The sequence below is a fragment of the Micromonospora sp. NBC_00860 genome, assembly GCF_045207375.1.
GTDB classification, from domain to species: Bacteria; Actinomycetota; Actinomycetes; order Mycobacteriales; family Micromonosporaceae; genus Micromonospora; species Micromonospora vinacea.
Window position 1 is genome coordinate 2,962,939 of sequence record NZ_CP108825.1, and the last position, 18,111, is coordinate 2,981,049.

General features: G+C 70.3%; 22 protein-coding genes and 1 pseudogene. 8 read left to right on the forward strand and 15 right to left on the reverse strand.

The window, feature by feature from the left end; translation table 11 throughout:
* Window positions 1–68: 68 nt before the first annotated feature.
* The 4 genes from OH804_RS13685 to OH804_RS13700 all read left to right on the forward strand — a co-directional run bounded on the left by OH804_RS13685 (window position 69) and on the right by OH804_RS13700 (window position 2,575).
* Window positions 69–413 (forward strand): winged helix-turn-helix transcriptional regulator, encoded by a 345-nt coding sequence (locus OH804_RS13685; RefSeq protein ID WP_406065485.1) that lies wholly within the window; start codon window positions 69–71, stop codon window positions 411–413.
* 77 nt (window positions 414–490) lie between these two features.
* Window positions 491–898: a pyridoxamine 5'-phosphate oxidase family protein gene (locus OH804_RS13690; RefSeq protein ID WP_238682779.1), complete on the forward strand. Its 408-nt coding sequence runs from the start codon at window positions 491–493 to the stop codon at window positions 896–898.
* A 23-nt stretch (window positions 899–921) separates the two neighbouring features.
* A complete protein-coding gene (locus OH804_RS13695; RefSeq protein ID WP_406065487.1) occupies window positions 922–1,566 on the forward strand; it encodes a hypothetical protein in 645 nt (214 codons plus the stop codon).
* A gap of 79 nt (window positions 1,567–1,645) precedes the next feature.
* Window positions 1,646–2,575, forward strand: a complete 930-nt coding sequence (locus OH804_RS13700) for an alpha/beta fold hydrolase (protein WP_406065489.1) — start codon at window positions 1,646–1,648, stop codon at window positions 2,573–2,575.
* Window positions 2,576–2,641: 66 nt separating this feature from the next.
* On the opposite strand, the gene OH804_RS13705 is transcribed toward OH804_RS13700, so the two are convergent.
* The 7 genes from OH804_RS13705 to OH804_RS13735 all read right to left on the reverse strand — a co-directional run bounded on the left by OH804_RS13705 (window position 2,642) and on the right by OH804_RS13735 (window position 7,266).
* Window positions 2,642–3,028, reverse strand: coding sequence for a hypothetical protein (locus tag OH804_RS13705; protein WP_406065491.1), 387 nt, complete (start codon window positions 3,026–3,028; stop codon window positions 2,642–2,644).
* 76 nt (window positions 3,029–3,104) lie between these two features.
* Window positions 3,105–3,755 carry a hypothetical protein gene (locus tag OH804_RS13710; protein ID WP_406065493.1) on the reverse strand — a complete coding sequence of 217 codons (651 nt, stop codon included), beginning with the start codon at window positions 3,753–3,755 and terminating at the stop codon, window positions 3,105–3,107.
* Between the two features lie 81 nt (window positions 3,756–3,836).
* Window positions 3,837–4,130: a DUF6510 family protein gene (locus OH804_RS13715; protein WP_196922747.1), complete on the reverse strand. Its 294-nt coding sequence runs from the start codon at window positions 4,128–4,130 to the stop codon at window positions 3,837–3,839.
* 35 nt (window positions 4,131–4,165) lie between these two features.
* Window positions 4,166–4,945 (reverse strand): ferredoxin reductase, encoded by a 780-nt coding sequence (locus OH804_RS13720; RefSeq protein WP_406065495.1) that lies wholly within the window; start codon window positions 4,943–4,945, stop codon window positions 4,166–4,168.
* Window positions 4,938–5,537, reverse strand: a complete 600-nt coding sequence (locus OH804_RS13725; RefSeq protein WP_091408112.1) for a sulfite oxidase-like oxidoreductase — start codon at window positions 5,535–5,537, stop codon at window positions 4,938–4,940. The genes OH804_RS13720 and OH804_RS13725 overlap by 8 nt, the downstream gene beginning before the upstream one ends.
* Window positions 5,538–5,612: 75 nt before the next feature.
* Window positions 5,613–6,638: a TerC/Alx family metal homeostasis membrane protein gene (locus OH804_RS13730; protein WP_196922745.1), complete on the reverse strand. Its 1,026-nt coding sequence runs from the start codon at window positions 6,636–6,638 to the stop codon at window positions 5,613–5,615.
* Window positions 6,639–6,855: 217 nt separating this feature from the next.
* Window positions 6,856–7,266 carry a DUF2267 domain-containing protein gene (locus tag OH804_RS13735; RefSeq protein WP_406065498.1) on the reverse strand — a complete coding sequence of 137 codons (411 nt, stop codon included), beginning with the start codon at window positions 7,264–7,266 and terminating at the stop codon, window positions 6,856–6,858.
* A 155-nt stretch (window positions 7,267–7,421) separates the two neighbouring features.
* Between OH804_RS13735 and OH804_RS13740 the strand changes: the two genes are divergently transcribed.
* The gene (locus OH804_RS13740) at window positions 7,422–7,694 is read left to right on the forward strand and encodes a DUF2795 domain-containing protein (protein WP_030332551.1); all 273 of its coding nucleotides are present in this window, start codon (window positions 7,422–7,424) and stop codon (window positions 7,692–7,694) included.
* A gap of 42 nt (window positions 7,695–7,736) precedes the next feature.
* Complete coding sequence (locus OH804_RS13745) at window positions 7,737–8,402, forward strand: DUF1345 domain-containing protein (protein ID WP_196922743.1); 666 nt, start codon at window positions 7,737–7,739, stop codon at window positions 8,400–8,402.
* A gap of 267 nt (window positions 8,403–8,669) precedes the next feature.
* On the opposite strand, the gene OH804_RS13750 is transcribed toward OH804_RS13745, so the two are convergent.
* The 6 genes and pseudogenes from OH804_RS13750 to OH804_RS13775 form a co-directional block, all read right to left on the reverse strand.
* On the reverse strand, window positions 8,670–9,326 hold the full coding sequence (locus OH804_RS13750) for a hypothetical protein (protein WP_406066534.1): 657 nt from the start codon (window positions 9,324–9,326) through the stop codon (window positions 8,670–8,672).
* 63 nt (window positions 9,327–9,389) lie between these two features.
* Window positions 9,390–10,364: a pirin family protein gene (locus OH804_RS13755; protein ID WP_406065500.1), complete on the reverse strand. Its 975-nt coding sequence runs from the start codon at window positions 10,362–10,364 to the stop codon at window positions 9,390–9,392.
* A gap of 100 nt (window positions 10,365–10,464) precedes the next feature.
* Window positions 10,465–11,352 (reverse strand): hypothetical protein, encoded by an 888-nt coding sequence (locus tag OH804_RS13760; protein ID WP_406065502.1) that lies wholly within the window; start codon window positions 11,350–11,352, stop codon window positions 10,465–10,467.
* 379 nt (window positions 11,353–11,731) lie between these two features.
* On the reverse strand, window positions 11,732–12,316 hold the full coding sequence (locus OH804_RS13765) for a hypothetical protein (RefSeq protein WP_406065504.1): 585 nt from the start codon (window positions 12,314–12,316) through the stop codon (window positions 11,732–11,734).
* A 737-nt stretch (window positions 12,317–13,053) separates the two neighbouring features.
* Window positions 13,054–13,842, reverse strand: a pseudogene (locus OH804_RS13770) (IS5 family transposase).
* Between the two features lie 41 nt (window positions 13,843–13,883).
* Complete coding sequence (locus OH804_RS13775; RefSeq protein ID WP_406065506.1) at window positions 13,884–14,207, reverse strand: MazG-like family protein; 324 nt, start codon at window positions 14,205–14,207, stop codon at window positions 13,884–13,886.
* A gap of 250 nt (window positions 14,208–14,457) precedes the next feature.
* Here OH804_RS13775 and OH804_RS13780 point away from each other — a divergent pair, with 250 nt between their 5' ends.
* Window positions 14,458–15,828: an alpha/beta hydrolase family protein gene (locus OH804_RS13780; protein WP_406065508.1), complete on the forward strand. Its 1,371-nt coding sequence runs from the start codon at window positions 14,458–14,460 to the stop codon at window positions 15,826–15,828.
* Window positions 15,829–15,894: 66 nt separating this feature from the next.
* Here OH804_RS13780 and OH804_RS13785 read toward each other — a convergent pair whose 3' ends face one another.
* Together OH804_RS13785 and OH804_RS13790 are read right to left on the reverse strand one after the other, a co-directional pair.
* Window positions 15,895–16,608: a hypothetical protein gene (locus tag OH804_RS13785; RefSeq protein ID WP_406065510.1), complete on the reverse strand. Its 714-nt coding sequence runs from the start codon at window positions 16,606–16,608 to the stop codon at window positions 15,895–15,897.
* 527 nt (window positions 16,609–17,135) lie between these two features.
* Entirely contained in the window at window positions 17,136–17,624 is a 489-nt protein-coding gene (locus tag OH804_RS13790) for a VOC family protein (RefSeq protein ID WP_406065512.1), read from the reverse strand.
* 62 nt (window positions 17,625–17,686) lie between these two features.
* Between OH804_RS13790 and tsaA the strand changes: the two genes are divergently transcribed.
* Window positions 17,687–18,109 carry a tRNA (N6-threonylcarbamoyladenosine(37)-N6)-methyltransferase TrmO gene (gene tsaA / locus OH804_RS13795; RefSeq protein WP_406065514.1) on the forward strand — a complete coding sequence of 141 codons (423 nt, stop codon included), beginning with the start codon at window positions 17,687–17,689 and terminating at the stop codon, window positions 18,107–18,109.
* The last annotated feature ends 2 nt before the right edge of the window (window positions 18,110–18,111 follow it).

The following is an 18,111-nucleotide window of genomic DNA, read 5'->3' on the forward strand; positions in this document are numbered from 1 at the left end:
CACAGCTGAACACCCGCAGCGGCGATGATCAAGTACGCACCTTTTGGTACGTGCTGAGGGAGGCCCCGATGCCCAAGCGATACCACTGCCCGGTGGAGCTCGCCGTCGATGTTGTCGGCGGAAAATGGCGACCGGTGATCCTGGCCCATCTCAAGGAGGGCGTACACCGCTACGGCGAACTGCGCCGCCGGATGCCAGGGATCAGCGAGAAGATGCTGACCCAGCGTCTGCGCGAGTTGGAGGCCGACGGGCTCGTCCTGCGACACGACCACGAGACCACACCACCCCACGTCGAGTACCGGCTCACCGACGAAGGGCTCAGCCTGGCCCCGGTGTTGCAGGCCCTGTACGACTGGGGCGCCGCGCGGGCCGCACGTACCGGCACCACCATCGACGAACCCTCCGCTGCCTGATTCGACGAGCCACACGCGACCCCGCAGCAGTTGAAACACCGTCGTCGGGACGTGCGGCGTTGTGATCCACTGGCCCGGTGAGCCGAACCCCCTCGATCCCCCCGGCCGATGTCGACGAGCGACTGTCGCGGGAGCTGAACGTCTGGCTGTGCACGGTGCGGCGCGACGGATCCCCGCACCTGACGCCAGTCTGGTTCGTCTACCTCTCGGCGACGTTCTGGGTCGGTTGCGAGAGTCGCAGCGTCAAGGTCCGCAACGTCGTGGCCGACCCACGGGTGTCAGTGGCCTTGGAGAGCGGCGACGCCCCAGTGGTGGCGGAGGGTGACGCCCACGTGCACCGAAGTGGATTCCCGAGCACTGTCGTCGAGGCGTTCGCGCGCAAGTACGACGGCTGGGACGTCGGCCGGCAGGTCGGTCCGGACGGCGAGCGAGCGCTGCTGGAGATCCCCGTCCGACGGTGGCTGCTCGCGGGCACCGCCCAGTGAGCCGTCGATGCGAGAATCGGCCGGTGGAGAACGAGCTGACGACGGCCCTGGCGGGCGTACGGGACGCGTTCGCCCGGTATCCGCGCCGTGCGGTGCTCGACGGCTGCCCGCACTGCGAGGGCTCGGTGCCGGTCGACGAGCACGACCTCTTCTCACTGACCATCAGCCTCGGCAACACGGTCGGAAGCCGTGCGGACGTGAAGGCCCTGCTCCCCGTACTCCTGGAGAGCCTGCTCGGGTCCGACGACCTCGACCCCGACATCGTCCTGGGCAAACTCCCCCATCAGGAGTGGCGCACCTGGCCGCGGGTCGAGCAGGAGGCCATCGACGCGTACCTCGACGTAGTGTGGCGGGCGTTGCTGGCGGATCATCCGTCGCGGCTCGGGTCGTTCACCGATCCGACGGACTTCCTCGACGCGGCCCACGCGGCCGGCGAGCGCGTCGAACGATTCCTCGACGTCTGGGACGCCACGCTCACCCCGTCGGCAGACCGTCACCTGGCCGAGCTGGTCAGCAGACTCAACTTCACCAGTCAGAAGCCGAGCGCCCTGGGCGACTGGTTACGCCGAGAGGCGACCCGCGACCGCCTGCACCGCGCGTGGGAACGTGACTACGACTCACAGTGGGCCGACGACCTCGCCCGGGCCTACGACCTCCTCCGCCACTGAGAGGCTCCTCGCTTCGCGACCAGACCACGTGCACCCGACCGAGCCGACGTCGATCAGAAGCGCCTGACAAGGAGGCCGAATGGATGCCGAGTCGCAGGACCCTGTCGTCGTCGCGCTGTCCAGCCTGGTACCAACTGGTGTCGACAGTGGCCGGCTGACCCGGGAGTCCGACCGACAGTTGCGGTGGGTGGCAGCCGGCAGCGCCACACCACCGGTCGTCCTGGTCTCCGGAGCCGGCGAAGTCGGGCTGGACTGGGCCGTCGTCCTCCCTTCGCTGGCCGAGAGGGCCCGCGTCATCGCCTACGACCGGGCCGGTCTGGGAGCCAGTGATGCCGACTCGCGGCTGACACTGGGCTCCCAGGTACGCGACCTCGTGGCACTCCTGGACGACGTCGGTCCCGCAGTGCTGGTCGGTCACAGCTGGGGCGGACTGCTCGCCCAACTAGCCGCTTTCGCCCGTCCCGACCAGACGCTCGGCCTGGTCCTGCTCGATCCGTTCCACGAGGACAGCACGGCAGAGGTGCCACTGCCTCTGCGTGTCTCATCGAACCTCCTGCTCAACGCCATCCCGGTGCTCAAGGCGATCGGGCTCTTCGATCGGATCGCGGCGACCATGGGCCGCACGCTCGCGGAGCGCTGCACCGACGACCCGGAGACCCAGGCATTGATCACCCACGCGTACCGGGCCAGCTATCGCACGTTCGCTCAGGTCACGACCATTCGGGCGGAGAACCGCCTCGCCAACACGTGCACCCGGGAGGTGCGGGCCGCGCGCGCGACGTCGACCGCCCCCGACGTACCGATGAGAATCCTGACCGCGACCCGCGGCAAACCGGCGGCCCTGCGACAGCGCTCCGATGACCTCGCCGACCAGACCGCCGCGGTCTTCGCACACGGCGTCCACGTCGTGGTGCCCGACAGCGGCCACTACATCCACAAGGACCAACCCGCCGCCGTGGTCGAAGCCGTGCGCGCCGTCCTCGCCCAGACCGACCGGGATACGCCGTAGCGGACCCTCGGTTCGTCGGCTGGGCCCCGTTCCGCCTCCCCATCATCTCGCCTCCACCGGACTGACTCAGCGGCGCTGGACCTTGGACCGGGCGAACCACGGGACCAACCACGGGGTCAGCGCGACGAGCGCGACAGCGAGGGCGGTGATGACCGCCTGCCCGATCCGGCCCGGGGTGACGCCGACCGCCGGGTCCAGCACGTAGTTGGCGTACCAGTTCGCGGCCGCGTCCGTTGTCAGCACGACGCAGCCCAGCGGCAGGCCCTCCACCCGGCGAGCGGCCAGGAGCAGCGCCGCCAACGGGTCCCAGAGCGTCAGCGACGCGAAATAGACGGTGAGCCACCCGGGCAGGGCAAGCTGCGGCCCGAACTGGGGCATGAGCAACTGGACCACATGCACCACCGCGCCGTAGGCGAAGACCAGCACGGCGATCGACACGACCAGCCGGACCACGAGGGGCGTATCCCGCCATCGACCGGCGCACGACGATTCCTCGGCGGCGGGACGTCGGCCAGTACCGGTGAACACATCAATCCTGGCTGGCGTCGGCAGACAGCGCGCGGCCCGATTCCTGGCTCAACTCTTCTCGCCTGCTCAGGTTGCCCAGCGCCAGGGCGCAGTAGATCAAGACGGTCACGACGCCGATGATCGGAAGTCTCTCCGCGAGGCTTCCCACCGGGATGGTGCCGCGGTTCTGGGAATAGGCAACGGCCACGGGGTGCAGCGCGATTGCGACCAGGGCCGGGGCCACGGAGATCATCGCGAGCCACCGGAGGGGTTTCCCGACGGCCAGCCACGTCCCGGACAGACGTCCGATCTGAAAGATGATGATCAGGATGATGGGCAGCGCCACGGTCGTGTGCAGGCGAGCGGCAAGGGCGGTAGCGTCATCAGGAGAACCGCCGGGCGGAGTCAACGGCACGAAACCAGCAACGAGGCCACCCACCATGGCGTTGCTGAACCAGGTGAGGGCCGCCAGCGCCAGCAGGCGGCGTGCCAGCCTCGAGCGCGGCGCAGGCTCCATTGTCAACACATCGCTTTTCCGCACGGCACGCCACAGCACCAACACGGCGACCAACGCCGCCGACGCGTCCGCCCAGTCCGCCGCAGGGTCCTCGGCAACACCGAACTGTCGCAGGACAAGGTAGGTGGCCAGCAGAGTCGAGATGCTTGCCCACACAACCGCAGTATCGTGACGGCACCCACGCGCCACAAGGCCGCCGACGGCCTACCGACACGTCATTCTCGGGCGAGCGTTCTGTCAGAGCGGGCCGGGGAACGTCTGCTCCATCGGCATCGGCACCTGGAGGAACGTGGTGCCGCGCATGTCCAGCCAGGCCCGGTCCGGACCACGCACCAGACGCACCATCACCTCCTCGCAGGAGGGGCAGCGGGCGACGAGACCCGGGGCGTGCGAGTAGACGTGCAGGCTGGCCATCGAGCCGGTCGTCCCGCAGTTCTCACAGCGGCCCATCGCGCTGCTCAGGTCGACGGTGAACAGCTCCCGCATCGGGCCGTCGAGCATGTTGCCGTCCAGGTACGACATCTCGGTCATCGAATCTCCTCGACACTGCGTGAGCGAGCGGGTGGTCAGCCGGTGGGGCCGAAGCGTTCGGTCTTGACCCGACGCGACGGGTGACCCAGCCCCACCAGAAGGTCGGCCACGGTCTCCACGAACGCGGTCGGGCCACAGACGTAGGTGAGCGGCTCCAGGTCCGGTGGCCACCCGTGCGTGTTGACATCGGCCAGCCCGATCCGGTGCGGCTCACCGCGCCAACCCTCGGGCGCCTCACGGGTGTAGACGTACGCGACGTCCAACCCGAAGTCGTCGCGGACCCGGCGGCGCAGCTCGTCGGCGTAGATCACGTCGCCGGGGGTGCGCACCGAGTAGATCAGCCGGAACGGCGCCTTGCTGCCCACCGCCCGCCGGGCCCGGATCATCGCCATCAGCGGCACGACGCCGGAGCCGCCAGCGACGAGCTGCACCGGCGCGGTCTCCTCGGGCCGCCAGATGAACCAGCCACCGAGCGGTCCGCGGACCTCCACCGGGTCGCCGGCACCAAAGACATCAATGAGGTACGGGGACACCTCGCCGTCGTGCACCCGCTGCACTGTCACCTCGATGCGCGGGCCTCCGGGCCCGTCCACGGCCGGCCCGGCGATCGAGTACGACCGGGCCGCCTGGTAGCCGTCCGGGGCGGTGAGCCGCAGGTCGACGTGCTGCCCGGGCAGGTGCCCCGGCCAGTCCGGCACCTCCAGCACCAGGGTCTGCGCGGTGGATGTCTCCACCCGGCGCTCCACCAGGCGGCCAACCTGCCAACGGTTCGGCGTCCGACGCTGGGTGCTCGTCGCCGCTGCGCGCTCAGTCACCCTGGTACCGCTGTTCGCGCCACGGGTCGCCGTAGTCGTGGTACCCGGCGGTCTCCCAGAACCCCGGCTCGTCCATCGTCTTGAGCCGGAGGCCGCGCACCCACTTGGCGGACTTCCAGAAGTACAGGTGCGGCACCAGCAGTCGCGCCGGCCCGCCGTGCTCGGCGGGCAGCGGGGCGCCGTCGAAGGTGTGCACCACCCAGGCCTGACCGCCGCGCAGGTCGTCGAGGGGCAGGTTGGTGGTGTACCCGCCGTAGGAGTGCGCCAGCGCGAAGTGCGCCCCCGTGTCGACGTCGGCGAGCAGTGTGTCCAGTGAGACGCCCTGCCAGTTGGTGCCCAGCTTGGACCAGCGGGTGACGCAGTGGATGTCCACCATCGGCGTCTCCTGCGGCAGGGCCATCAGCTCCTGCCACGACCAGCGGTGTTCGCTGCCGTTCTCGGCGGAGATGACGAATTCCCAGGTGTCCAGTGACACCCGGGGCGTCGGGCCGGCCGAGAGCACCGGAAAGTCCTCGGTCAGATACTGACCGGGCGGCAGGGCCGGCTCTTGCGTTCGGGGCCGACCCTGAAAGCCCGGTGACACGATTCCCATTGCACAGTCGTACCACCCGCGCAGGCCGGGGCGGGACCTTTCCCGCTTACCCCCTCGTCAGCCGGCGCGGCGCGGTCAGTGCCGTTCCGCGACGACCTTGCGGTCCTCGGGCAGGTCACCGCCCCGGGTGGCGCGCAGGCTGGTCAGGGTGACGACCACCAGCACACCGATGATCACGCCGAGCGAGGCCAGGGTGGGGATCTGCGGCACGCTGTCCCAGATGCCGTGCGCCCAGTGCAGACCCAGCTTGAGGCCGATGAACGCCAGGATGATGGCCAGGCCGTAGCTGAGGTGCACCAGCCGGCTCAGCGCCGCGTGCAGGACGAAGTAGAGCGCCCGCAGGCCGAGCAGGGCGAACGCGTTGGTGGCGAACACCAGGTACGGGTCCTCGGTGATGCCGTAGACCGCCGGCACCGAGTCGACAGCGAAGACGACGTCGGTGGCCAGCACCGCGACCACCACCAGGGCGAACGGCGTGAGTGCCCGCTTCGCGCCCTGCCGGACGGTCATCTTGGTGCCGTGGTAGTCGTCGACCACCGGCATGACCTTGCGCAGCAGCTTCACCGACCGCATGTTGTTGATGTCGACTTCCTGCTGATGCCCGGACATGGCATCGCGCAGCAGCTTCACCGCTGTGGCGATGAGGATGATCGCGAAGAGCAGGAAGGCGAAGTCGAGGGTCTGCAACGCCGCCGCGCCGAGGGCGATGAAGACGGCCCGCAGCACCAGCGCGCCGGCGATGCCGTAGAGCAGCACCCGCTGGGCGAGCACCGCCGGCACCGCGAACGCCGCCAACAGCAGCATGAAGACGAAGAGGTTGTCGACCGAGAGTGACTTTTCCACCAGGTAGCCGGTCAGGTACTCGACGCCCTGCTGGGAGCCGTAGCGGGCCCAGAGCCAGCCACCGAACGCCAGCGGCAGCGCTATGTAGAACGCCGACCAGCCGATGGCCTCCCGCATCGACACCTCGTGCGGGCGACGCGTGACCAGGAAGTCCAGCACCAGCAGCAGGATGACGCCGACGATGGTGACCGCCCACAATGTGGGCGTGCCCACCGACGACAGGTCGCTGGCGGCGGACAGATACGACACGTGACTCATGTGGGGTCTCCTCGAACACCGTCATGTTCGAGGTCTCCTTCACCCATCACCTGATGGGCAACCACCCGAGGCACGCCGGGCGCGCCGTACTGACCGGAATGGTTCGTGGGAAGTACTCCCCTCGCACGACAAGGTTAGGCCAGGCGGAATCGCCACGCCAAGCGGGACATCGATGGTTGCCCTGGTAAACCGCTGTGTTTCACCGGGGCGAGCGCTGTCAGCCGCGGCGCAGCGTCGCGCCCGGGGCCATCGCCGGCTCGATCAGGCCCCGATAGTCACGCGGCAGTTGAGTCGCCACGTCATCGAACTCACCACCGGTGATCGCCTCGCGCAGGGTGATGAAGACCGCCCGGCTGGCGTCCTCGGCGGCGCGCTCCCGCACACCGGCACGCAACGCGACCCGGGCGACGAACTCCGCGGCGCCGAACCGGTCCGCCTGCTCGGTGCTCGGGCTCGGTTTGAGCACGAGTTGCAGCGGTTGGGGCAACTGGGCGGCCAGGTCCAGGACCTCCCCGCCGGTCAACCGCTCGGCGAACGTCTCCAACACCGCCCGGGTCAGCTCGACCGCCTGCTCGGACGACGTGGCGGTGCGCTGGGAAACCTGGTCGATGAAAGTGTCGTAGTTCATCGCGTACCCCCTTGGCTCGCGTCGGCGTCTGCGGGTACCCGCGGCGGCCGGGGAGAAACGGCGCCGGGAATCCTTCGCGGGGTGGGCGTGACCGGCCGGCGGGCGGGTAACCGCCGCCGGTCGTCACCACATCGATGCCCGAGGGAGCCCACGCCATGGCGAGCTACGCCGACGTCCTGCAGTACCTGTCGAGCCTGGACTACCCGGCCGAGAAGGACGACGTGGTCCGCGAGGCCGAACGGGAGGGTGCCCCGCCGGACGTGCTGAAGGCGCTGCGTGCCCTGCCGCCGGTCGACTACGCCAACGGGACCGAGGTGGCCCGGTCGGCCGGGATCGAGGCGGCGCCCGAGGTCGGCCCCGCCCAGCGGGCCGAGCAGGCCCGGGACAAGAAGCACAACAGGGTCTCGCAGCACCTGCGCGGCATCTGACCCGGCGGTGACGCCCACCACCCCGACCCGGGAGCGTCCCGAATGACCCAGACCGGCCCCGACCGGCCAGCGGACGTGCGTTTCCCGGCGGCGAAGCAGCTCGCCGTCGTGGCGGTGGTCGGCGTCGTCGCGGGCTTCGCCTTCACGCTGCTGCTGCCCCTACCGCTCGCCGCGCTGGCCGGCTGGGACGTGGGCGCGCTGAGCTGGCTCGTGCTGGTCTGGCACAAGATCTGGCCGATGGACGCCGAGCGGACCGCCCACCTGGCCGTCCACGAGGACCCGAACCGGGCGATCCGGGACGCCCTGCTGCTCGTCGCCTGCCTGGCCAGCCTGCTGGCCGTGGGACTGGTGGTGGCCAGTGCGCAGAGCGCGCCCCCCGGTACGGCCCGGGAGCTGCACAGCAGCCTGGGGGTGCTCAGCGTGGTGCTCTCCTGGTTCGTGGTGCACACCGTGTTCGCCGCCCGGTACGCCCGGATCTACTACACCGGCCCGGACGGCGGGGTGAACTTCAACCAACCCGAACCGCCGCGGTACTCCGACTTCGCGTACGTCGCGTTCACCATCGGGACGACGTTCCAGATCTCCGACACCAACCTGACCAGCAACGAGATGCGTCGTACGGTGCTGCGGCACTCGATGGTGTCGTACCTGTTCGGCGCGTTCATCATCGCCGTGACAGTGAACCTGCTGGCCGGTCTGGCTCGGTAAGCGGGTTTTCCCGGCCGCGCTGTCCCCCGGAGTGCGACACGGGGGCGGGGCCGATCGAAGGGCCGGGACAGGCGGGCGCCCCTGGTCACGAACCGCGACCCAGGGCGCCACGCAAGCCTGCCCAGGCGGTGAACCGCATCCGAACCGGTCGCGGTCACCAGGCGGTGGAGGTCCGCCCGAACCGAGCGGCCAGCACTGCCGGGTCCAACCATACGGCAGAACATCCTCCGTTTGGTCAGAATTTGGGGAAGTGTGGGCCAGGGCACGTCACGGCCGACGGGTCACCTCCGCGTACCGATGCTCCAGGTCGACCCGGGCCAACGCCCCCACCAGCCAGGCCAACTGCTCCGACTCGCCACTGGCCAGGCCGGCCAGGTCGTCCGCCGACCTACCCAGCCCGAGCCGACGCGCCGCAGCCAACGCCCGCCGGTCGGCGACCGGGGCCACCTCCCGCCACAACGCCTGCGCCTCCCGGAGAAACAGCTCGACGACCTGTTCGTCCACGCCCGGAAGCTCGGTCAGCAGGGCCCGCTCCCGTTCCGGGTCGTGGTGCGCCACCGCCCGCAACCGGCGCAGATCACCCCGGTACCGCTCGACCACCGTCCGGGCCAGGTCACCCAGCACATCGGCTACCGCGGCCACGTCACCACGCTGACCGCTGGCGCGCAGCACCCGTACCCGGTCCTCGTGCAGCGAACGGGCCAGCCGGGCCGCGCTGTCCCACCCCTCGTCGCGCAACGCCCGCGCACCGTCCAACGCCCGTCGGAAGTCACCGCGACGGGCCAGCAGTACCGACAGGTAGAGCACCTGGAACAGGCTCGCCGGGTTGTTGGTCACCCGGAACCCGTACTGCTCGGCGAAGCCCCGCCCGGTACCGGCGAGCCGGCGCGCCAGGCGTTTACGGTCCTCCATCGGAGTGATCAAACTGGTCGTCATGCCGGCGACTACCCGCGCCGCCGGGGGTCACACGCCGGCCGCGCGTGCCCGTCACCCGTGCAGGCCGCCGGTGCGGTCGCGGGCCTTGAGGCGGGTCGTCGGCAGGGCGGGGGCTGGCAGCGGCGGCGCCGGATCGTCGGCGACCACACCGAAGCGTCCGTCGCCGGCCATCCAGTCCTCCCGGGCCGCGGCGATCTCCTCATGTGACCGGCCCACGAAGTTCCACCACATCACCAACGGCTCCTCGAACGGCGTACCGCCCAGCAGCAGCAACCGGGCTCCGGCGCCGCCACGCACTGTCAACTCCCGGCGGCCCGAGCCCAGATACAGCAGCGCCCCCGGCTCGAACCCCACCCCGGCCGCCTCCGCCGACCCGGACATCGCCAGCACGGCGTACTCGAAATCGGGCCGCAACGACATCGTCGCCGGCGCCTCGCCGCGCAGCTCCAGCTGCACCCCCACCAGCGGGGTGTGCACCACCGCCGGCGACCGCTCGCCGGCGAACTCGCCGACCAGCAGTGTGAAATCCAGATCGCCGTCCCGCCAGCGCGGCAGGTCGGCGTGGTGCGCGAAATCGGCCGCCCCGGCCCGCGCCGGGTCCGGCAGCGCCACCCAGAGCTGCACGCCGTGCATCACCGGCGGGTGGGTGGCCGGCGACCGCTCCGAGTGGGCGATGCCCTTGCCGGAGGTCATCACGTTCAGCTGGCCGGGCACGATCGGCTGCACGTTACCGAGGCTGTCCCGGTGCAGAATCTCCCCGTCGAGCAGCCAGGTCACCGTCTGCAGCCCGGTGTGCGGGTGCGGCGGTACCTCCATCCCGGGCCGCTGCGCCACATCGTCCGGGCCGAAATGATCCACGAAACACCACGCGCCAACCATCCGCCGGGCGCGCTGCGGAAGCAGCCGCCGCACCGTGGTGTACCTACCCAACGGCACGTCGTGGCCGGGCAACAACACGCTGCCGGGATCGACGTCGGCCACGCCAGGCGGTCGGGTCTGCGCCAGCATTGATTCAGTACGCTCCACCGCCCGACTGTACGCGCCCACCGACCCGCGACCGCGTCGCTTCCAGCCAGCCAGGCGGTTCACCAGCTCGTGGTGATCAGGGCGGGCTGGCCGGCGTGGTTCACCGGTTGCTGGAAGACACCAGCACGCTGTTGGCGCCGGCAACCAGGTCCAGGTACAGGCGCTCCGCCGACCGGTCCCAACCCGGTGTACCCAGCACCGAACCCGCGGCCACCCCATCCCAGCGTTCGTCACGTACCACCACCGAGCCCGCACCGACTCCCGCCCGAACCCGAACCGGGGTCTCCCCCGGAACCCGGACGTCGAGCTGGCTGGTCCCGCCGGTGAGTCGTACGGTCAGGATGCTGGCGGGGTTGTCTGAGCGCGGGCCGGTGGGGTTGCCAGAGCCAGCAGCGGTGATCGGTGGCAGGAGAATCTCGGTGCGGCTGGAGCCGCCAGCGAGTTCCACGCCCAGCAGCCGGGCCCGGGTCAGGTCCAACACCTGACTACTCACCCCGCCAACGAGGTGGAGACGCCAGGCGACCCGCTCGTTGAGCAACACCCGCGCGGTCCGCGGTCCGCGCGCACCGGACTCCACAAGGTCGAGCCGCACGGTCTCCCCCTGCACCGCCGGTCGGGCCGCCACACTCGAGCCGGCCGGGGTACTGATCCGGTACAGGTCATCGCCCAACTCGGCCACCCGCAGCTCGAACGCTGACAGCCCGTCCGCGAGCACGAAGGTGCCCTTCTGCCGCCCCGCCAGCGGCGCTGTCGACAGTTGCTCGGCAGCAGCACCCGCACCACCGCGGCGACCCCCAGCCCCGTCCGGATCGGCGACGCCCCCTGGACGGCCGCCATCACCCTGCCGGGCGCCGTCGGGACGGGTGCCGTCGGGACGGGTGCCGTCGGGACGGGTGCCGTCGGGACGGATGCCGTCGGGACAGGTGCGGTCGGCTTGGCCGGAGTAGGTCATGCCGAGGCGGTCGGGGTCCGCAACGATCACGGCCACCGCCGCCGCACCCAGGAGCAACACGACGGCAGCGGCAGCCACCAACAGGCGAGAACCGGTGGACCACCGCCGTGGTGCGGCCCCACCGGGGGGTTCCGGCTCTGACTCCGGTTCGCGATCCGCGCCGTACCCCACTGCGGCCATGCCTCTATCCCTCCGCCGGTCCCCGGTCAGGGGTACGTACCCGCCAGCCGATCGGATCACTCGGCGCCGATCGCGTCGCTCCGCTGCGTCGCCGACGTAGATCTTGGACAGTTTCCGTTCGGATGCAGCGGAAAGACCGGCTGGCCGGCACCCCGAATATCGGGTGCCGGCCAGCGGTCGGTGGTCGTGCCGGGTAGTGCGGTGGTGCGTGCGGGTGGCTCCGCTCTGTTGCAGGTCAGCTGTTCCAGTACTGGCCGACCAGGTCAGCGGCCTGCTGCTCCCACTGGGCGTACGCGTCCGGGTACGCCGAGACCTGGACGGTCTGCGCGGCGTCGGTCAGGGGCATGTCCTGCCACCCGTCGACCTGCTTGAGGCCCTTGAGGAACGCGGTGGTCGAGTACTCGGGGTCGGTGATCTGCTCCGGGGTGCCCCAACCCGAGCTCGGGCGCTGCTGGAACAGGCCCAGCGAGTCGTGGTCATTCATATCGCCGAGGTGGCCGAGGTTCTCCAGCTTCGACTCCTGCAGGCTCGTCGCGATCGAGATCACCGCGGCCCGCTCCGGCAGACCGGCCTTCTTCGTGGCGGCAATGATCGCCTTGACGTTGGCGGTCTGCTCATCGTTCAGGGTGATCCGGGACTGGTCGCCCTGGGTGCCGTGCGGGATCAGCTTGCTGATGTCGGGCTTGTCAGCCTGCACCGCGACTGCCACGGGCTTGGCGTCGACCGAGTTGGACATGTGGGCGACCGGGCCGGCGAAGACACCGCCGGCGAACGCGAGACCAGCAACAGACAGCATGCTCTTACGGAAGATCGTGTTCATGGGGGTAGCTCCTTCGGGGGTAGGAACACCCGCACCACCAAAGGGGGAAGGTGGCGGGGTGTGAGCACCTCGTCCGGCGCTGCACGTACAAGGGGAAAAGTCTGGGGGGTGACGCCCTGTTGGGCGTCGGGTCGGCGGCCTGCGAGCGGGCTCGTGGCGCCGGGTCCATGTGTAACGACCGGCGGGCCGGGGTCATTCCGGGGTTGGCCCATCCATCGGCACCCTCAACAAGGCGATGCCTGCGGTCGTTCGTGGGGACTGCAACGACCGGGCGGAGGCTGGCATTCCAACCCGCGCGACCTGCATCCCAACCCCATGCGAGGCGGGCGGCGGGTCGTGGTGCTGCGATCGTCAGGGTATGTAACGACCCCCGACCGCCCACGATTCCAGCCCACCGGTGCACCCGGTCACAACCCAGAACTGCCCAGCGTGGCACAAACCGCCCAGCCAGCGTCGGACCTAGCGCGTCCAAGCACCCCACACCCGCGTGATCCACTCGGGTTTACGGAAGTCGGGGCATCCGGGACGGTGGGTCACCGCGTTATCAAGGAACCCGAGTCGATCACGAATGCATCGGCGGGGGGCGGCGCAACCCAAGTGCGGGCAGGGTTCACATATCGCATGGGCCATCCCCCGCGCAGCAAGTGGCTGCTGCGTGCCGGGCTGAGCAATCGGATGGCGGCTGGCGATAAGCGCGGACCGGGCATGACTGGGCGCTAGGCCGTGTCTTCAAAGGTTCACAACCACTGGAGTAGCGCGGCGATAGTGACGGTGGCCCGGTACGACGTCGCGGTCTTGTCGTAGCGGGTGGCGACGCTGCGGCACTGCTTGAGCCGGTTGAAGCAGCGCTCCACGACGTTGCGCCGCTTGTAGAGCTGCTTGTCGAACACCGGCGGTCGGCCGCCTCGACTGCCGCGTCGGCGGCGGTTGGCCTGCTGGTCGGCGCGCTCAGGGATCGTGTGCCCGATGCCGCGCCGGCGCAGGTCAGCCCGGATGGCTTTCGAGCTGTAGCCCTTGTCGGCGATGACGTGGTCCGGGCGGGGTGCAGTCGTTGACGTTGCCGCCGGAGAGCACGAACGCCAGGGTCCGACCCAGGCCGTCGCAGGCGAGGTGAATCTTGGTGGTCAGTCCACCTCGACTTCGACCGAGGGCGTGATCTTGTGGTTCGTCCGATTCTCGCCGCCCCCTTTAGCGCCGGCGGCGTGCTGGTGGGCTCGCACAATGGTCGAGTCGACCGACACCAGCCAGTCGATGTCCCCGGCGGCGTCCGCGTCGGCCTGGACCCCGGCGAGCATCCGCTCGAACGTGCCGTCGAGAGCCCACCTGCGAAAACGCGTGTAGATCGACTGCCAGGAACCGTACCGGGCTGGCACATCCCGCCACGCCGCCCCGGCCCGGATCTTCCACACGATCCCGTTGAGCACCCGCCGGTCATCGGTCCGGGGCCGACCACCGGTTACTGCCGACGGCAGATACCTCGACAGGGCTTCCCACTCGACGTCAGACAACTCGTAGCGACGACCCACGCCCTACATCATCCGACATCAAGATCCTTTGAAGACACCGCCTAGGGACGTGCTTGGTTTCCCAGGCGGGAGCGGACCTTTGCGGCGCAGGCGTCCATGCTCGTTCGCGCGTCCAGCCCCAGGCTTTCGATGGCCACCAACGCGGTGAAGGCCACGTCGGCCAACTCCGCCGCGACGTCCTCGCGGGTGTGGGTGACACCCTTGCGCGGATTTTGCCCGAGAAGACCGATCCAGGCGGCCGACGCCTCCCCCGCCTCCTCGGTCAGCTTGAGGATGCGGCAGGTCAGCTCCGTCTGCCCGGTGCCGTTCGCCGCGTCCAGCCAGCTGCGCGACGCACGGGCCGCCTCCCAGATCGACTCGTCCACGGCGACCAGTCAACCCGATCGGCCCACCGGCCCGAACGCCCGGGTACGGCACGACCAGGCCGAGTGACGGCGGCATCCGTCCGGGAGGCGTCTCGGCGGACTGACCGGCTGGACAGTCGTGCTTGACCGGCTGCTCAGCGTACCCATTGACACTGGTCGACGGCGGTTCTAGGTTCAGGACGCTACCGGCCGGTAGGCAACCGTCCCGCTGGTCGCCCCCCGGGCGACATCCGTCCGATGGGGAGCATCGATGCTGTCCACACCCGTTCGTACCCTCCGCCGGCTACTCGCCGCCGCCGCGACGCTGACCCTCGCCGTCGGGCTGGCTGGTGCCGCGCCGGCCAGCGCCACCGGTCGCGACGCGAGGGGCGGCCAGCCGCTGCCCGGCTACACCATCGAGAATCCGCCGTTGGCCCCGCTGGTCGTGGGCGGCAGACCGACGACGGTACGCCAGGGCGTGCACCGGCACGCCGGGTACATCATCGAGGTCCCGGCCCGGTGGAACGGTGACCTGGTGTTGTGGGCGCACGGCTACCGCGGTCAGGGCACTGTGCTCTCGCCGGAACCGCCGGCCTTCGGGCTGCGCCAGCGCCTCCTGGAGCAGGGGTACGCCTGGGCGTCGTCCTCGTACGACCGGAACGGCTTCGACATCCGCTCCGGTGTGCTGGGCACGAAGGATCTCGCCGACCACTTCGGGCGGACGGTCCGTCGACCGCAGCGCACCTACGTCGCCGGGGTGTCGATGGGTGGGTACGTCATCGGTCGTTCGCTGGAGCAGTATCCCGGCTTCTACGACGGCGCGTTGCCGATGTGCGGGGTGCTCGGTGATCAGACGCTGCTCGACTTCTACCTGGACTACAACCTGGTCGCGCAGACGCTCTCCGAGGTGCCGGCGTATCCCACGCCGGCCGACTACCTGACCAACGCGGTGCCCCGCATCCAGGTGGCACTCGGGCTGGCCGGGCTGACGCCCACCGGGCCGGACACCACCACCGAGCGGGGCAAGCAACTGCGGGCGATCACTGTGAACCGTTCGGGCGGGCCGCGTCCGGGAGCCGACGCCGCGTTCGCGGTCTGGAAGGACTTCCTGTTCTCGATCAGCGTGCCCACCGGGAGCGGCAACTCCCCCGCCCAGCGGCCCGGGCAGCTGTCCACCAACCTGCTCACCCGCTACACCCCGAACAGCCCGGTCAACGTCAACGCGACAGTGCAGCGGGTCGCACCGGAGAACGTGTGGCAGCGCCTCCTGCCGACGCTGACCGAGGTGCCGCGGATAGCCGGTCGCCCCAGCGCGCCGGTGCTCAGTCTGCACGGCCTCGGCGACCTGTTCGTACCGTTCAGCATGGAGCAGGCGTACGCCACCGACGTGGCGCGGCACGGTCGCAGCACGTTGGTGGTTCAGCGGGCGATCCGGGCCACGCAACACTGCGAGTTCACAGCGGCGGAGGCCGGCGCCGCCTGGGACGACCTGGTGTCCTGGGTACGCACCGGCAAGCGTCCGGCCGGCGACACCGTCACCGACCCGGCGGTGGTGGCCCGACCCGACTACGGCTGCCGGTTCAGCGACCGGGCCGCGTACGCGGCCGGGGTCGGCACCCGCCGCCTCTACCCGGCCTGCTGAGGTACGCCTACACGAAGAACCGGCCGGCTCCCGTCGAAGGGAGCCGGCCGGCCTCGTGTGCGGGTGTCACCAGAGCTGCTGGACGATGTCCGCCGCCTGCTCCTCCCACTGCGCGTACGCGTACGGGAAGGCGGAGACCTGCACGGTCTGCGCGGCGGTGGTCAGCGGCAGGTCCTGCCAGCCGCCGACGTTCTTGAGTGCGGTGAAGAACGCCGTCGCGGCGTACTCCGGGTCGGTGATCTGGTCGGGCGTGCCCCAACCGGACGACGGACGCTGCTGGAACAGGCCCTGCGAGTCGTGGTCGTTGTACGCGCCGAGGTGACCGAGGTTGTACAGCTTCGACTCCTGCAGCGAGGTGGCGACGCCGATCACGGCGCCCCGGTCACCGACGCCGGTCTTCTTGGCGGCGTCGACGATGGCCCGGGCATTGGCCAGCTGCGCGTCGTCGAGGGGTACGCGCGACTGGGCGCCCTCGATGCCGTGCGGGATCAGCTGGGCCCGGCTCGGCTTGCCGGCCGGCGGCTTGCCGGTGGCGGAGCCGGTGGTCAGACCCGACTCGACGGGCTGTTCGTCCTGGCGTGCTGAGGTGGCGGCCTTGCCGGTGGCGAGGTCGATGGCGGCGACGGCGCCCTGGTGCGGTCCGGAGGTGACCGGGGCGGCGGCTGCGGTCGGCGCGAGCGCCAAACCGCCGAGGGCGGCCACACCCGCCACGCTCAGCGCGGTCTTGCGGTACGAGTCCTTAGCGATGGCGGGGAGCCATCGAGTGAAGTCGGCCTTCACGATGGTTGCCCTTTCGATCGTGCGGAGCGCTCCGGGGTGAACGCTCCTCGGGAGATGACCGCGGAAAAGGGTTTGGGCTCCGGCGGTACGGGGGACACAACCAGGTTCACCTGTCGGTCATTCCGGAAATGCCCGACGGTCAGCTCGCTGCGGTGCCGGTCACGGCGCGGAGTCGGACATGGCGGCTCTGCCCGCATCAGGCCAGACAGCCGTGACGGAGGGTGTTCTCGGACCCTGGGGGCACGGTCCGGAAGTCAGCCTTTGCTCTGCTTACCTATACGCACCGGCCACGTTCCGTGGCGATCCGGGCGTATGGGGAGAGACCTCCGCGGCTGGCGGAAAGCGCCCATTCGCAGGTCACGGGCCGTGGTGCGTATAGGTAAGCAGAGCAAAGGGGCCATGCGGCGTCAGGGGAGGCAGGTAGTTGGCGGCTTGCCGCTACTGTCAGTGAGCCTCTAGGCCCCAGCACTCTGGCTCAGGGTGCCACCGCAACGGGAAACCGTGCCGCCGGGCAATCAATTCCACCGTCAGGTGTCGCCGTCACGTCCGGGCTTCGCGTCCCCCGTCCCGACACCCTGGTCCGGCGTGGCGAGTTCCTGGAAGACGGTGATGTGCAGGCCGGCGGGGGCGTCGAGGCGGGAGTTGAGCGACTGCCACGGCGTACGCGTCGGCGGCGCGACCTCGCTCGCCCCGGCGGCCACCAGACGGGCGGTCGTCGCCGCCGCATCGTCCACCTCGAAGGCCACCCGGATGCGCGGCGCGACCTGCCGCCCCACCTCGACCTCGTCGATCAGGCGTTTCTGTGCGGGGTTGGCGATCTCCAGGGTGGCGCGGCCGGCGTCCAGGATCACCACCCGGGCGTCCCCCTCGCCGCTGAACGCCGCCTCCTCCGGCAGGCCCAGCGCGTCGCGGAAGAACGCGACGGCGGCATCGTGGTCGGCGGCCTCCACCACGAGGCGCAACTGACGGACCACGGGCACGGGCGGATCGGCGGGGACGAGCTGGTCGGCGGCCATGAGCAGGATCCTAGCGGCGCGGCGGGGCTAGGTTGGGACCGTCCAGGAGGGAGGGAGCGAGGATGGTGGAGAGCGAGAATGCGTACCTGCTGCACCCGGTGGGTCGGGTCGCCTCGTCGTTGACCGACGCGGCGAGCGCGCCGCGGCAGGGCGACGAGGGTGCGCCGGCGGCGTGGCTGGTCTTCGACCCGCAGGTCGAGCGAGCCCTGCGTGACCTGCGGGTCGGCGCGGAACTGCTGGTGCTGACCTGGCTGGACCGCGCCCGGCGCGACGTGCTGGCGGTGCACCCACGCGGCGACGAGAACCGGCCGGAGACCGGGGTGTTCAGCACCCGCTCCCCGCACCGGCCCAACCCGATCGGGCTGCACCGGGTGCGCGTCCTGGCGGTGGACGGGCTGCGCGTCGAGGTGGCCGACCTGGAGGCCCTCGACGGCACCCCGATCCTGGACGTCAAACCGGTGCTGGGCGCGGCCGACGAACGCTGAGT

Coding starts and splice junctions, on each gene's coding strand:
- OH804_RS13685 (WP_406065485.1), top strand. CDS start 69: ATGCCCAAGCGATACCACTGCCCGGTGGAGCTCGCCGTCGATGTTGTC.
- OH804_RS13700 (WP_406065489.1), top strand. CDS start 1,646: ATGGATGCCGAGTCGCAGGACCCTGTCGTCGTCGCGCTGTCCAGCCTG.
- OH804_RS13715 (WP_196922747.1), bottom strand. CDS start 4,130: ATGACCGAGATGTCGTACCTGGACGGCAACATGCTCGACGGCCCGATG.
- OH804_RS13725 (WP_091408112.1), bottom strand. CDS start 5,537: ATGGGAATCGTGTCACCGGGCTTTCAGGGTCGGCCCCGAACGCAAGAG.
- OH804_RS13730 (WP_196922745.1), bottom strand. CDS start 6,638: ATGAGTCACGTGTCGTATCTGTCCGCCGCCAGCGACCTGTCGTCGGTG.
- OH804_RS13735 (WP_406065498.1), bottom strand. CDS start 7,266: ATGAACTACGACACTTTCATCGACCAGGTTTCCCAGCGCACCGCCACG.
- OH804_RS13740 (WP_030332551.1), top strand. CDS start 7,422: ATGGCGAGCTACGCCGACGTCCTGCAGTACCTGTCGAGCCTGGACTAC.
- OH804_RS13745 (WP_196922743.1), top strand. CDS start 7,737: ATGACCCAGACCGGCCCCGACCGGCCAGCGGACGTGCGTTTCCCGGCG.
- OH804_RS13765 (WP_406065504.1), bottom strand. CDS start 12,316: ATGAACACGATCTTCCGTAAGAGCATGCTGTCTGTTGCTGGTCTCGCG.
- OH804_RS13780 (WP_406065508.1), top strand. CDS start 14,458: ATGCTGTCCACACCCGTTCGTACCCTCCGCCGGCTACTCGCCGCCGCC.
- OH804_RS13790 (WP_406065512.1), bottom strand. CDS start 17,624: ATGGCCGCCGACCAGCTCGTCCCCGCCGATCCGCCCGTGCCCGTGGTC.
- tsaA (WP_406065514.1), top strand. CDS start 17,687: ATGGTGGAGAGCGAGAATGCGTACCTGCTGCACCCGGTGGGTCGGGTC.